Source organism: Streptomyces sp. NPDC042002 (assembly GCF_055588305.1).
The window spans coordinates 1-12,174 of the sequence record NZ_JBVJCT010000026.1; the positions used below are offsets into that span (position 1 = coordinate 1).

Here is a 12,174-nt window from a genome sequence, read left to right on the forward strand (position 1 = left end):
TTCGTGGTGGCCGGAGTGCTGTCCTGGGGGGGGGTGCGCCCCTTGGACACCGCGGGTACCCCCCCCCCCGTCCCCCCCCCCCCCCCCCCCCCCCCCCCCCCCCCCCCCACCGCCCCCCCCCCCCCTCCCCCCCCCTCCCCCCCCCCCCCCCCCCCTCCCCCCCCCCCCCCCCGGACCCGCACACCCTCGGTCCGTGCGGACCGCGGGATGTGGCAGAATGGCTAGCTGTACTCGACAGCCGCATAGGACCCCTCTCTCCTCCGGCTGACGCGTCCATCGGGCACTCGGGTACCGCAACCCCACGCGGTCATCTCTGCGTGCCCAACCCCGTCAAGACCAGGAGACACCACTTCCGTGGCAGTCAAGATCAAGCTGAAGCGTCTGGGCAAGATCCGTTCGCCTCACTACCGCATCGTCGTCGCCGACTCCCGTACCCGCCGTGACGGCCGGGCCATCGAGGAGATCGGTCTGTACCACCCGGTGCAGAACCCTTCGCGCATCGAGGTCGACTCGGACCGTGCGCAGTACTGGCTGGGTGTCGGCGCGCAGCCGACCGAGCCCGTGCTCGCCATCCTGAAGCTGACCGGCGACTGGCAGAAGTTCAAGGGCCTGCCGGCCCCGGCTCCGCTGCTCGTGGCCGAGCCGAAGGCCGCGCGCCCGCTGTTCGACGCCCTCGGTGGCGACGACTCGGGCAAGGGTGAGGCCATCACCCAGAAGAAGAAGGCTGAGAAGAAGGACGAGGCTCCGGCCGAGTCCGAGTCGACCGAGGCCTGAGCATGCTCGAGGAGGCTCTCGAGCACCTCGTGAAGGGCATCGTCGACAACCCCGACGATGTGCAGGTCGCCTCGCGCGACCTGCGCCGCGGGCGCGTTCTCGAGGTTCGGGTCCACCCCGACGACCTCGGCAAGGTGATCGGCCGTAACGGCCGCACCGCGCGCGCTCTGCGCACCGTCGTGGGCGCCATCGGCGGCCGCGGTGTCCGCGTCGACCTCGTCGACGTGGATCACGTCCGCTGACGTAACAGGCAGCACCGGCTCGGGCCGGGGAGGGCTTACGAGCCGTCCCCGGCCCGTAGTCGTCCGCGAACCCTCGCGGGCGGCCCCGGACCGCGTGGACGTCCACGCACCCCCCGGCGCCCGCGTACCCACGGCGTCCGCGCACCCGCGGCCGTCCATGAAGCATCGCCGTCGGCACACGACAGGAGATCAAGCACAGTGCAGCTGGTAGTCGCTCGCGTCGGCCGTGCCCACGGCATCAAGGGCGAGGTCACCGTGGAGGTCCGTACCGACGAGCCGGAGCTCCGGCTCGGGCCCGGTGCCGTCCTGCTCACCGATCCGGCCTCCACCGGACCACTGACCATCGAGACGGGCCGCGTCCACAGCGGCCGTCTTCTGCTGCGCTTCGCGGGTGTACGGGACCGCAACGCCGCCGAGGCGCTGCGCAACACCCTGCTGATCGCCGAGGTCGACCCGGACGAGGTCCCGGAGGACCCGGACGAGTACTACGACCACCAGCTCATGGACCTGGACGTGGTCACCAAGGACGGCGCCGAGGTCGGACGGATCACCGAGATCTCGCATCTGCCCTCGCAGGACCTGTTCGTGGTGGAGCGCCCGGACGGGACCGAGGTGCTGATCCCGTTCGTGGAGGAGATCGTCGTCGAGATCGACCTCGAGGAGCAGCGGGCCGTCATCGACCCCCCGCCCGGACTGATCGACGACCAGGCGGAGGTCGTCTCCAGCAGGGACGCGGAGAACGGCTCCTCCGGGGACGACGAGGACGCCGCGGGGGCCGACGCCTGATGCGGCTCGACGTGGTCACGATCTTCCCCGAGTACCTGGAACCCCTGAACGTCTCGCTCGTCGGCAAGGCCCGCGCGCGCGGACAGCTGAACGTGCACGTGCACGATCTGCGGGACTGGACGTACGACCGCCACAACACGGTCGACGACACTCCCTACGGCGGCGGCCCCGGCATGGTCATGAAGACCGAGCCCTGGGGAGACGCCCTGGACTCCGCGCTGGCGGACGGTTACGAGACGGGCGCCCACGGGCCCGTCCTCGTGGTCCCCACCCCCAGCGGGCGCCCGTTCACCCAGGAGCTCGCCGTCGAGCTCTCCGAGCGCCCCTGGCTGGTCTTCACGCCCGCGCGCTACGAGGGCATCGACCGCCGTGTCATCGACGAGTACGCGACGCGGATGCCGGTCTACGAGGTGTCCATCGGCGACTACGTCCTGGCCGGCGGCGAGGCGGCCGTCCTGGTCGTCACCGAGGCCGTGGCCCGGCTGCTGCCGGGTGTCCTCGGCAACGCCGAGTCCCACCGGGACGACTCCTTCGCCCCCGGAGCCATGGCCAACCTCCTGGAGGGCCCGGTGTACACCAAGCCCCCGCGGTGGCGCGGCCGCGAGATCCCCGACGTGCTGGTCAGCGGCCACCACGGGAAGATCGCCCGCTGGCGCCGCGACGAGGCCCTGCGCCGCACAGCGGCCAACCGGCCCGACCTCATCGAGCGCTGCGACGCCTCCGCCTTCGACAAGAAGGACCGCGAGATGCTCTCGATCCTGGGCTGGCAGCCGGATCCCGGCGGCCGATTTTGGCGCAGGCCAGAGGCCGTGGAAGAATAGGCCGCTGCTCTACGTCGTCCGGCGCGCGCCCCTGCCACAGGGGGACACGACGCCCGCCCCGACGGGGCAGCACCATCTTCGAACCTCTCTCCCGTTGATGACCTGTGGCATCAGCGAAGAAAGCAGACAAAATGACTCACCTGCTCGACTCCGTCGACGGCGCGTCGCTGCGCACCGACATCCCGGCCTTCCGCCCGGGTGACACCGTCAACGTCCACGTCCGCGTCATCGAGGGCAACCGCTCCCGTGTGCAGCAGTTCAAGGGCGTAGTCATCCGCCGCCAGGGCGCCGGTGTCCGCGAGACCTTCTCGGTCCGCAAGGTCTCGTTCTCCGTCGGCGTCGAGCGCACCTTCCCGGTGCACACCCCGATCGTCGAGAAGATCGAGGTCGTCACCCGCGGTGACGTGCGTCGCGCCAAGCTGTACTACCTCCGTGAGCTGCGCGGCAAGGCCGCGAAGATCAAGGAGAAGCGCGACCGCTGAGCTTGCGCCGCCGCGGTGATCCGTCGGCGACCGTGCCGGTAAGAAGGCGTCTCATGGAGGCCGGATAACATCTGGCCCCGATGGACACCGAAGCACAACCCGTGGAGCGCGACCGCTCCTCCCGCCCTTCCGCTTCCGAGGAGATCTCGGACACAGCGGGGCCGGAGGACCGGTCGCGTTTTGCGTTCGCCGACAAGGTCGCCGACTGGCTCCCCGGAGGCCGGATCACCCTGACCGTGCTGATCTGTCTGGTATTTCTGCTGCTGGTCAGCCGCTTCGTGACGCAGCCCTTCGAAATTCCCAGCGGCTCCATGGAGTCCGGATTGAGGATCGGGGACCGCGTTCTCGTAAACAAGTTGGCGTACCGTTTCGGTTCCGAGCCGCAGCGGGGCGATGTCGTCGTGTTCGACGGCACCGGTTATTTCGGAAACGCGGACTACGTCAAACGCGTCGTCGGGGTAGGGGGAGACCACGTGGTCTGCTGCGACAAGGAGGGGAGACTCGAAGTGAACGGCCGATCGGTCGACGAGTCGACATTTCTCTATCGGGGCGACAGTCCGTCCGAGGCGCCCTTCGACATCGTCGTGCCCGAGCGGTCCCTGTTCCTCCTGGGTGATCACCGCAGCCGCTCCCGCGACTCCCGTGACCATCTGGGCTCGCCCGGCGGCGGCATGGTCCCCGTCGGCGATGTCATCGGCAGGGCCGACTGGATCGCCTGGCCCGCGGGCCACTGGACCCGTCTGACGCGTCCCGACGCCTACGCGGGTGTGCCTGCCGCCGGGGGTGCCCATGGGTAACCGTGGCCGGGCGCGCGGGGTCTCCGCCGACGCCGCCGACAACCTGCTGCCCACCGGGGCCCGCCGCGCCTCCGGAGGCGCCGCCCGGCCCAGCCGGGTCGAGCGGCGCAAGCTCGCGCGCAAGATCAAGCGGCGCAGGCGGCGCTCGGCGGTCAAGGAGATACCCCTCCTTGTCGGCGTCGCCGTGCTGATAGCCCTGGTCCTCAAGACGTTCCTCGTCCAGGCCTTCGTGATTCCGTCGGGCTCGATGGAGAACACGATCCAGATCGGCGACCGCGTCCTGGTGGACAAGTTCACCCCCTGGTTCGGCTCCCAGCCCAAGCGCGGTGACGTCGTCGTCTTCAAGGACCCCGGCGGCTGGCTCACCGCCGAGGACGCCCAGAAGAAGCACGACCCCGTGGTCGTCAAACAGTTCAAGGAGGGGCTGACCTTCATCGGTCTGCTGCCGTCCGACAACGAGAAGGACCTGATCAAGCGGGTCGTCGGGCTCGGCGGGGACACCGTCAAGTGCTGTGACGCGCAGGGCCGGGTGACCGTGAACGGCACGCCCCTGACCGAGCCGTACATCTACGCCGGCGACAAACCGTCGGAGTTCGCCTTCGAGGTGAAGGTGCCCGCGGGCCGCCTGTTCGTGCTGGGGGACCACCGGGGCAACTCCGCGGACTCCCGTTACCACCGGACCGACAAGTTCAGCGGTACCGTCTCCGAACAGGGGATCGTGGGCCGGGCGATGGTCATCGGTTGGCCCATCGGCCACTGGACACGGTTGCAGGAGCCGAACACGTTCTCCACGGTGGCCGACGCGCCTGGAGGGTCGGCCTCCGCTCTGTCTCTGTCGCATAGGGTGGCCTCTGCGGATCCAGATGGATTGATCCCGCTCCCGAGCCCTGCGGAACTCCCGCTCGTTATGGGAGTGGTGGGCCTGCGCCGAATACGGCGCGGGCGGCGGCACGGAGTGAGGAGTGGATGTGGGGGATGTGGCGGTCGGCGCACGGTCTGGGCACGAAGGTCCCGAAGGGCAGCCGGAGCGGCCCGACGATGCGGCTGCCCCTGCCGTAGAGGACGGTTCGGGTTCTGGGAGCGGCTCCGAGGACGGGGACGTCTCGACCGGACGCGCCGAGCGGGACCCGAAGTCCACGAAGCAGCGCTCCTTCTGGAAGGAGCTGCCGATCCTGATCGGCATCGCTCTGGTACTCGCGCTGATTATCAAGACCTTCCTGGTGCAGGCGTTCTCGATTCCCTCGGACTCGATGCAGAACACCCTCCAGCAGGGTGACCGCGTCCTGGTCGACAAGCTGACTCCGTGGTTCGGCTCGGAGCCGCAGCGCGGAGAGGTCGTCGTCTTCCACGACCCGGACAACTGGCTGGCGGGTGAGCCCACGGCCAACCCGAACGCCCTGCAGACGGTCCTCAGCTGGATCGGCCTGATGCCGTCCGCCGAGGAGAAGGACCTCATCAAGCGGGTCATCGGCGTGGGCGGCGACACGATCGAGTGCAAGAACACCGGCCCGCTGACGGTGAACGGCAAGGCTCTGAACGAGTCGTCGTACGTGTACGCCGGGAACACCCCGTGCAGCCAGGACGAGGACGGCGGCCAGTTCAAGGTCAAGGTTCCCAAGGGCATGATCTGGGTGATGGGTGACCACCGCCAGAACTCGCGGGACTCGCGCTACAACCAGGCGGACAAGCACCACGGCATGGTGCCCGTGAACGACGTCGTCGGCCGTGCCATCGTCAAGGCCTGGCCCATCAACCGCTGGGGCACCCTCCCGGTCCCGGACACCTTCGACCAGCCCGGTCTCGGCACCCAGGCTGCCGCGGCGGTCACCTCACCGGGCGCCGTGGCCCTTCTGGGCGCGGCTCCGCTCGTACTGGTGCGTCGCAAGCGCAAGGCGTCCAAGGACGACTGAGGCACCTCTCGGCCTTCGGGGCCGGCCACTCCGGATCTCCGGGGCGGCCGGCCCCGCTCGTTTTCCGGCGGAAGTCGGACCGCCGACCGGGGAACGCCCGACAGCGGCGGGTGGACGGACGGCGGGTGGACGGACAAGCGGACGGCACGAGCCGCACGGATCCGGTCCTCGCCAGGGATCGTGATCCCGACGGGGGCTGACCGCGGACCGTACCCCCGGGTAAGGTGCGGCCCCATGGGTGGCGAGAGCGCAACACGTACGGCCCCGCGCAGCGGTGGCGCGGGCAAGGCCCCGGTGGGCAGCAGGACCGGACAGCGGTTGTCCGGGCTGGCTGTCGCGCTGGGCCTGGTGCTGTTCCTCGGCGGATTCGGCTGGGGAGCGGTGGTCTACCTGCCGTACACCGTCCCCACGAGTTCGATGGCGCCGACGATCAACGTCGGCGACCGGGTGCTGGCGCAGCGCGTCGACGGGAACGACATCCGCCGGGGTGACGTCGTCGTCTTCAAGGACAAGACCTGGGTCACCAACTCGTCCGTCGTCAAGCGTGTGGTCGCTGTCGGCGGTGACACCGTCTCCTGCTGCACCAAGGGCAAGCTGACCGTCAACGGCAAGCAGATCGACGAACCGTATCTGGCCGCGGGATCCCTCGCCGAGATCACGAACTTCCCGACCGTGAAGGTCCCCAAGGGGCGGCTGTTCCTGCTCGGCGACGAGCGGCAGGGCTCCCTGGACTCCACCGCGCATCTGACGGACGCGGCCAGCGGCACCGTGGCGCGCGGCGCCGTGACGGCCCGGGTCGACGCCATCGCCTGGCCGATGAACGGCATGCTCGAACGTCCCACCGGTTTCAAGGCGCTCGGCGCCCTGTCCCAGCCGGGACCGCTCCCCACGATGATCGCGCTGGTGATCGCCGGTGCCGTGCTCGTGCTCGGCGGCGCGGCGTACGGGCCCGTCGCCGGCCTGGCCGGACGCTCCCGCGCCCGCACGGAGTCCGCCGGTGCCCGCTGAGGCGGCGGACCGGGACGAGGGCCCGGACCGGGACGGGTTGCGCAAGGTCGCCCGGGTCGTCCTCCTCGACCCGCAGGACCGCGTACTGCTGCTGCACGGCCACGAGCCGGACGATCCTTCCGACGACTGGTGGTTCACGCCGGGCGGCGGTCTGGAGGGCGACGAGACCCGGGAGCAGGCGGCCCTGCGGGAACTCGTGGAGGAGACCGGTATCACAGAGGTCGACCTGGGCCCGGTGCTGTGGCGGCGGATCTGCTCGTTCCCGTTCGCGGGGCGGCGCTGGGACCAGGACGAGTGGTACTTCCTGGCCCGTACGACCCAGACCGCCACGGCGGCCACGGGGCTGACGGACCTGGAGCGGCGCAGCGTCGCCGGAGCGCGCTGGTGGACGTGCCAGGAACTGACCGAGGCACATGAGACGGTGTATCCGACCAAGCTCGCCGGGCTGCTGCGCAGGGTGCTCGACGAGGGTCCCCCGGCCACACCCGAGGTCCTCGACACGGAAATCGTCTAGGGGCTCTCGGGGCTGGCGCACAATAGGGGGACGCACGGCTGAAGGGGAACATGCCATGAGCGCCGAGGACCTCGAGAAGTACGAGACCGAGATGGAGCTGAAGCTCTATCGGGAGTACCGCGATGTCGTCGGTCTGTTCAAATATGTGATCGAGACCGAACGGCGCTTCTACCTCACCAACGACTACGAGATGCAGGTGCACTCGGTCCAGGGCGAGGTGTTTTTCGAGGTGTCCATGGCGGATGCCTGGGTGTGGGACATGTACCGGCCCGCCCGCTTCGTGAAACAGGTACGTGTCCTTACATTCAAGGACGTGAACATCGAGGAACTGAACAAGAGCGACCTGGAGCTGCCGGGCGGCTGAACTCCGGGCCGCTGGGATCCGGACGGCCGGCCCGCGGGCTGAAGGGCTGAAAGGCTGACCGGTTGGGGGCCGGGCCGTCCGGCGATCGTGGTGGTGGCTCGTGCGGGTGACGGAGATATCCACAGTCACCCGCTCGTCCACCAAGATCCAATAGCTGGGTGACGCGGCCTCAGTGTTGGTACCGGAGGTGGTGCCGACATGAAGACATCCGAGGCACGCAACGCACTGGGCGCGTACGGCGAGGAGCTGGCCGCACGGCGGCTGACCGGGGCCGGCATGACGGTCCTGGCACGCAACTGGCGCTGCGGCAGGACCGGCGAGATCGACATCGTGGCCCGGGACGGCGACGCGCTGGTCGTCTGCGAGGTCAAGACCCGCGGGGCGGGCGCGTTCCAGCATCCGATGGCGGCCGTCACACCGGCGAAGGCCCTGCGACTGCGCGGCCTGGCCGAACGCTGGCTCCAGGAACACGGCGGAGCCCCACCGGGCGGTGTCCGCATCGACCTGATCGGCGTCCTGGTCCCCGAACGCGGCGCGCCCGTGGTCGAGCACGCGCGGGGGGTGGCCTGATGGGATTCGCGCGTACGTGCTCGGTGGCCCTGGTGGGTGTGGAGGGCGTCGTCGTCGAGGTCCAGGCGGACCTGGAGCCCGGCATCGCCGCCTTCACACTGGTGGGACTCCCCGACAAGAGCCTGACGGAGAGCCGGGACCGGGTCAGGGCCGCGGTGGTCAACTCCGGTGCGTCCTGGCCGCAGAAGAAGCTGACGGTGGGGCTGAGCCCGGCCTCCGTGCCCAAGGGCGGTTCGGGCTTCGACCTCGCCGTGGCCTGCGCGGTACTGGGCGCCGCCGAGCGGATCGATCCCCGCGTGCTCGCCGACATCGTGATGATCGGGGAGCTGGGACTCGACGGCAGGGTGCGGCCGGTCCGGGGCATCCTGCCGGCCGTCCTGGCCGCGGCGGACGCCGGATACGAGCAGGTGGTGGTGCCGGAGTGCGCGGCGGCCGAGGCCTCACTGGTGCCGGGGGTCTCGGTGCTCGGGGTCCGCAGCCTGCGCCAGCTGATCGCGGTGCTGGCGGACGAACCGGTGCCCGAGGAGGATCCGGACGAACAGGGCCGGCCGGACCCGCTGCTGGCCGGCCTGCGCGTGCCCGGCACGGGCGAGGCCACTGGCCTGTGCGGCATCGCCGTTCCGGAACACGACCGGGACCACGACCTCGGCGACGTCGTCGGCCAGTTGTCGGCGCGCACCGCGATGGAGGTGGCGGCGGCCGGCGGCCACCATGTCTTCCTCCAGGGGCCACCGGGTGCGGGCAAGACGATGCTGGCCGAGCGGATGCCCTCGGTCATGCCGCGGCTGACCCGGCAGGAATCCCTGGAGGTGACGGCGATCCACTCCGTCGCCGGCCTGCTGCCGCCCGGCAAACCGATGGTGGACGTCGCGCCGTACTGCGCACCCCACCATTCCGCGACCATGCAGTCCCTCGTCGGCGGCGGCAAGGGGCTCGCACGGCCCGGCGCGGTGTCCCTGTCGCATCGCGGCGTCCTCTTCCTCGACGAGGCACCGGAGTTCAGCGGCTTCGTGCTGGACGCGCTGCGGCAGCCGCTGGAGGCCGGCCACGTGGTGATCGCGCGCAGCGCCGGCGTCGTACGGTTCCCCGCGAAGTTCCTGATGGTCCTGGCCGCCAACCCCTGCCCCTGCGGGCGCTTCAGCACGACGAACGACTTCTGCGAGTGCCCGCCCTCCGTCATCCGCCGTTATCAGGCGAGGCTCTCCGGGCCGCTGCTCGACCGGGTCGATCTGCGGGTGGAGGTCGAGCCGGTGACCCGGGCCGAACTCACCGCGCGCGGCGCGCGGGGCGAGTCGACGAAGACGGTCGCGGACCGGGTGCTCGCCGCCCGCGAGCGGGCCGCGGAACGCCTGACGGGGACCCCCTGGCACACCAACAGCGAGGTACCAGGACGCGAGCTGCGCGGTCGCTGGCAGGCGCGGGCGGGAGCGATGGACGAGGCCGAGCGGGGCCTGGAGCGCGGGCTGCTGACGGTCCGCGGGCTGGACCGGGTGCTCCGTGTCGCGTGGACGGTCGCGGATCTCTCAGGACACGACCGGCCCGACGCCGGGGACGTCGCCCTGGCCCTCCAGCTGCGCACCGGAATCCCGCGCGGGGTACCGATGGCGATCGGCTCGCCGGTATGACGGACGACGACGAGCGCAGGGCCCGGGTCAGGCTCTCCCGCGTCGTCGAACCGGGCGACGAGGTCTGCGGGCGCTGGATTCGAGAAGTCGGGGCCCCGGAGGCCGTTCGCTGGCTGTACGGGGACCTGGGGCAGCCGCGGGGAATGACCGACAAGCGGTGGGCGGGGCTGAGGGCCAGGGCCGGGCGGACCGACCCGGAGGGGGACCTCGCCCAGGCGCGGGACGCCGGGGTGCGGTTCGTCTGTCCCGGTGAATCCGAATGGCCCGCGCAGCTCGACGACCTGGGGGATGCCCGGCCCGTCGGACTGTGGGTGCGAGGGCGGCCCGGCCTGCGGTTGTGGGCGCTGCGGTCCGTCGCCGTCGTCGGCGCCCGGGCCTGTACCGAGTACGGCGCGCACATGGCCGCCACCCTCGGCGCCGGGCTCGCCGAGCGGGGCTGGGTGGTGGTGTCCGGCGGCGCCTACGGCATCGACGGTGCCGCGCACCGGGGCGCCCTCGGGGCGGGCGGCGCCACCGTCGCGGTGCTCGCCTGCGGCGTCGACCGGCCCTACCCGCGCGGACACACCCAGTTGATCGCCAGGATCGCGGAACAGGGGCTCGTGGTAGGGGAGTTGCCGCCCGGCGAGCACCCGACGCCGAGCAGATTCATCCTCCGGAACCGGGTCATCGCTGCGCTCACCAGGGGCACCGTGGTCGTCGAGGCGGCGTACCGCAGCGGAGCGCTCGTCACGGCCCGCGCGGCACAGCGGCTGGGGCGGTTCACGATGGGCGTGCCCGGACCCGTCACCAGCGGACTGTCGGCCGGGGTGCACGAACTGCTGCGCGGGGAAGCAGTCCTGGTCTCCGACGCCGCGGAAGTCGCCGAACTGGTCGGTGACATGGGCGAGCTGGCCCCGGACCGGTGCGGGCCGGTACTGCCGCGCGATCTGCTGCACCCGGGTGCGGGGCGCGTCCTGGCCGCTCTGCCGGCGCGGGATCCGGCGGGTGCCGAGGAGATCGCCCGGAGAGCGGCGACCAGCACGGACGACGCGGTCGGGAGACTGTACGAACTCCGAGCACTTGGATTCGTCGAACGACACGGCGACGGCTGGAAGTTGACACGCCAGGCGAAGACCTCCGTCCGAGGCGATCGGGAGGGATTGTGACCGAGCGTGTTCGGCCGTCCGGGGGAACGTCGACACGCCTGGGAATTCTTGCAGTTGGCGGCCTCTGATGGTCACACAGGGCAACCGTCGTGACTCCGTGAGACGCCCCGGGGAAAGTTTTCGTTTGCGGGTGACAGCCCGCTCTTCGCGCACTGCGACAGCCCAGTCACGCTACGCTCACAGGAATCCGAAGCAGACACGCGATCTCGGCATGAGGCCGACAGGACACCCAGGCACTCCCGGTTCACGGCAGAACGGCACAAGGCGACGAATGCCCCAGCACACCTCCGGGTCCGACCGGACGGCGATTCCGCCAGCCGCCCGCGACGGCGGCAGCGTGCGCCCGCCCGCGCCCTCGACACTCGACGAGCTGTGGCGGTCGTACAAGTCGACCGGTGACGAGCGGCTGCGGGAGCAGCTGATCCTGCACTACTCACCGCTGGTGAAGTACGTCGCGGGCCGGGTCAGCGTGGGTCTGCCGGCCAATGTCGAGCAGGCGGACTTCGTCTCGTCGGGGGTGTTCGGGCTGATCGACGCGATCGAGAAGTTCGACATCGAACGGGAGATCAAGTTCGAGACGTACGCGATCACCCGCATCCGTGGCGCGATGATCGACGAACTGCGGGCGCTGGACTGGATCCCGCGGTCGGTGCGGCAGAAGGCGCGGAATGTGGAGCGCGCCTACGCGACGCTGGAGGCGCGGCTGCGGCGCACCCCGTCGGAGGGCGAGGTGGCCGCCGAGATGGGTATCGGCGTGGAGGAACTCCACGCGGTGTTCAGTCAGTTGTCGCTGGCCAATGTGGTCGCTCTGGAGGAGCTGCTGCATGTCGGAGGCGAGGGCGGCGACCGGCTGAGCCTGATGGACACGCTGGAGGACACCGCCGCCGACAATCCGGTCGAGGTGGCCGAGGACCGGGAGCTGCGACGGCTTCTGGCCCGGGCGATCAACACGCTGCCCGACCGGGAGAAGACCGTGGTCACGCTCTACTACTACGAAGGGCTGACGCTCGCGGAGATCGGCAATGTGCTCGGGGTGACCGAGAGCCGGGTGAGCCAGATCCACACCAAGTCGGTGCTTCAGCTGCGTGCCAAGCTGGCCAGTTTCGGACGCTGAGCCCGGGCCGAGGCGAGGGACT

Annotated in this window: 14 protein-coding genes and 1 pseudogene; all 15 read left to right on the top strand. The window is 70.6% G+C overall.

What is annotated here, in order from left to right:
• Positions 1–354 precede the first annotated feature (354 nt).
• The 15 genes and pseudogenes from rpsP to whiG all read left to right on the top strand — a co-directional run bounded on the left by rpsP (position 355) and on the right by whiG (position 12,152).
• Positions 355–774, top strand: coding sequence for a 30S ribosomal protein S16 (rpsP, locus tag ACZ6KY_RS29350; protein ID WP_328553176.1), 420 nt, complete (start codon positions 355–357; stop codon positions 772–774).
• A gap of 2 nt (positions 775–776) precedes the next feature.
• Positions 777–1,016, top strand: coding sequence for an RNA-binding protein (locus tag ACZ6KY_RS29355; RefSeq protein ID WP_005479813.1), 240 nt, complete (start codon positions 777–779; stop codon positions 1,014–1,016).
• A 198-nt stretch (positions 1,017–1,214) separates the two neighbouring features.
• Positions 1,215–1,802, top strand: a complete 588-nt coding sequence (rimM, locus tag ACZ6KY_RS29360; RefSeq protein WP_469313288.1) for a ribosome maturation factor RimM — start codon at positions 1,215–1,217, stop codon at positions 1,800–1,802.
• Complete coding sequence (trmD, locus tag ACZ6KY_RS29365; protein ID WP_469313289.1) at positions 1,802–2,623, top strand: tRNA (guanosine(37)-N1)-methyltransferase TrmD; 822 nt, start codon at positions 1,802–1,804, stop codon at positions 2,621–2,623. The genes rimM and trmD overlap by 1 nt, the downstream gene beginning before the upstream one ends.
• Before the next feature lie 131 nt (positions 2,624–2,754).
• The gene (rplS, locus tag ACZ6KY_RS29370) at positions 2,755–3,105 is read left to right on the top strand and encodes a 50S ribosomal protein L19 (protein ID WP_469313290.1); all 351 of its coding nucleotides are present in this window, start codon (positions 2,755–2,757) and stop codon (positions 3,103–3,105) included.
• Between the two features lie 80 nt (positions 3,106–3,185).
• Complete coding sequence (lepB, locus tag ACZ6KY_RS29375; protein ID WP_469313291.1) at positions 3,186–3,902, top strand: signal peptidase I; 717 nt, start codon at positions 3,186–3,188, stop codon at positions 3,900–3,902.
• Positions 3,895–4,968 (top strand): annotated as a pseudogene (lepB, locus tag ACZ6KY_RS29380) (signal peptidase I); the annotation flags it as partial. The gene lepB (ACZ6KY_RS29375) and the pseudogene lepB (ACZ6KY_RS29380), both read left to right, overlap by 8 nt.
• Complete coding sequence (lepB, locus tag ACZ6KY_RS29385; protein ID WP_469313292.1) at positions 4,871–5,812, top strand: signal peptidase I; 942 nt, start codon at positions 4,871–4,873, stop codon at positions 5,810–5,812. The pseudogene lepB (ACZ6KY_RS29380) and the gene lepB (ACZ6KY_RS29385), both read left to right, overlap by 98 nt.
• Before the next feature lie 234 nt (positions 5,813–6,046).
• Positions 6,047–6,820, top strand: coding sequence for a signal peptidase I (gene lepB, locus ACZ6KY_RS29390; protein ID WP_469313293.1), 774 nt, complete (start codon positions 6,047–6,049; stop codon positions 6,818–6,820).
• Entirely contained in the window at positions 6,810–7,334 is a 525-nt protein-coding gene (locus ACZ6KY_RS29395; RefSeq protein ID WP_469313294.1) for an NUDIX hydrolase, read from the top strand. The genes lepB (ACZ6KY_RS29390) and ACZ6KY_RS29395 overlap by 11 nt, the downstream gene beginning before the upstream one ends.
• A 55-nt stretch (positions 7,335–7,389) precedes the next feature.
• Entirely contained in the window at positions 7,390–7,698 is a 309-nt protein-coding gene (locus ACZ6KY_RS29400) for a DUF2469 domain-containing protein (RefSeq protein ID WP_003965949.1), read from the top strand.
• Between the two features lie 198 nt (positions 7,699–7,896).
• The gene (locus ACZ6KY_RS29405; protein ID WP_469313295.1) at positions 7,897–8,268 is read left to right on the top strand and encodes a YraN family protein; all 372 of its coding nucleotides are present in this window, start codon (positions 7,897–7,899) and stop codon (positions 8,266–8,268) included.
• Positions 8,268–9,893, top strand: coding sequence for a YifB family Mg chelatase-like AAA ATPase (locus tag ACZ6KY_RS29410; RefSeq protein ID WP_469313296.1), 1,626 nt, complete (start codon positions 8,268–8,270; stop codon positions 9,891–9,893). The genes ACZ6KY_RS29405 and ACZ6KY_RS29410 overlap by 1 nt, the downstream gene beginning before the upstream one ends.
• The gene (gene dprA, locus ACZ6KY_RS29415) at positions 9,890–11,038 is read left to right on the top strand and encodes a DNA-processing protein DprA (protein ID WP_469313297.1); all 1,149 of its coding nucleotides are present in this window, start codon (positions 9,890–9,892) and stop codon (positions 11,036–11,038) included. Before ACZ6KY_RS29410 ends, dprA begins: the two co-directional genes overlap by 4 nt.
• Positions 11,039–11,309: 271 nt before the next feature.
• Positions 11,310–12,152 carry an RNA polymerase sigma factor WhiG gene (gene whiG, locus ACZ6KY_RS29420; protein WP_261708294.1) on the top strand — a complete coding sequence of 281 codons (843 nt, stop codon included), beginning with the start codon at positions 11,310–11,312 and terminating at the stop codon, positions 12,150–12,152.
• Positions 12,153–12,174 lie beyond the last annotated feature (22 nt).

What these genes read in the sequence shown, in the direction of transcription:
- lepB (WP_469313291.1), top strand. Translation starts at nt 3,186, where the DNA reads ATGGACACCGAAGCACAACCCGTGGAGCGCGACCGCTCCTCCCGCCCT.
- ACZ6KY_RS29405 (WP_469313295.1), top strand. Translation starts at nt 7,897, where the DNA reads ATGAAGACATCCGAGGCACGCAACGCACTGGGCGCGTACGGCGAGGAG.
- lepB (WP_469313293.1), top strand. Translation starts at nt 6,047, where the DNA reads ATGGGTGGCGAGAGCGCAACACGTACGGCCCCGCGCAGCGGTGGCGCG.
- whiG (WP_261708294.1), top strand. Translation starts at nt 11,310, where the DNA reads ATGCCCCAGCACACCTCCGGGTCCGACCGGACGGCGATTCCGCCAGCC.
- trmD (WP_469313289.1), top strand. Translation starts at nt 1,802, where the DNA reads ATGCGGCTCGACGTGGTCACGATCTTCCCCGAGTACCTGGAACCCCTG.
- dprA (WP_469313297.1), top strand. Translation starts at nt 9,890, where the DNA reads ATGACGGACGACGACGAGCGCAGGGCCCGGGTCAGGCTCTCCCGCGTC.
- ACZ6KY_RS29355 (WP_005479813.1), top strand. Translation starts at nt 777, where the DNA reads ATGCTCGAGGAGGCTCTCGAGCACCTCGTGAAGGGCATCGTCGACAAC.
- rplS (WP_469313290.1), top strand. Translation starts at nt 2,755, where the DNA reads ATGACTCACCTGCTCGACTCCGTCGACGGCGCGTCGCTGCGCACCGAC.
- ACZ6KY_RS29400 (WP_003965949.1), top strand. Translation starts at nt 7,390, where the DNA reads ATGAGCGCCGAGGACCTCGAGAAGTACGAGACCGAGATGGAGCTGAAG.
- ACZ6KY_RS29410 (WP_469313296.1), top strand. Translation starts at nt 8,268, where the DNA reads ATGGGATTCGCGCGTACGTGCTCGGTGGCCCTGGTGGGTGTGGAGGGC.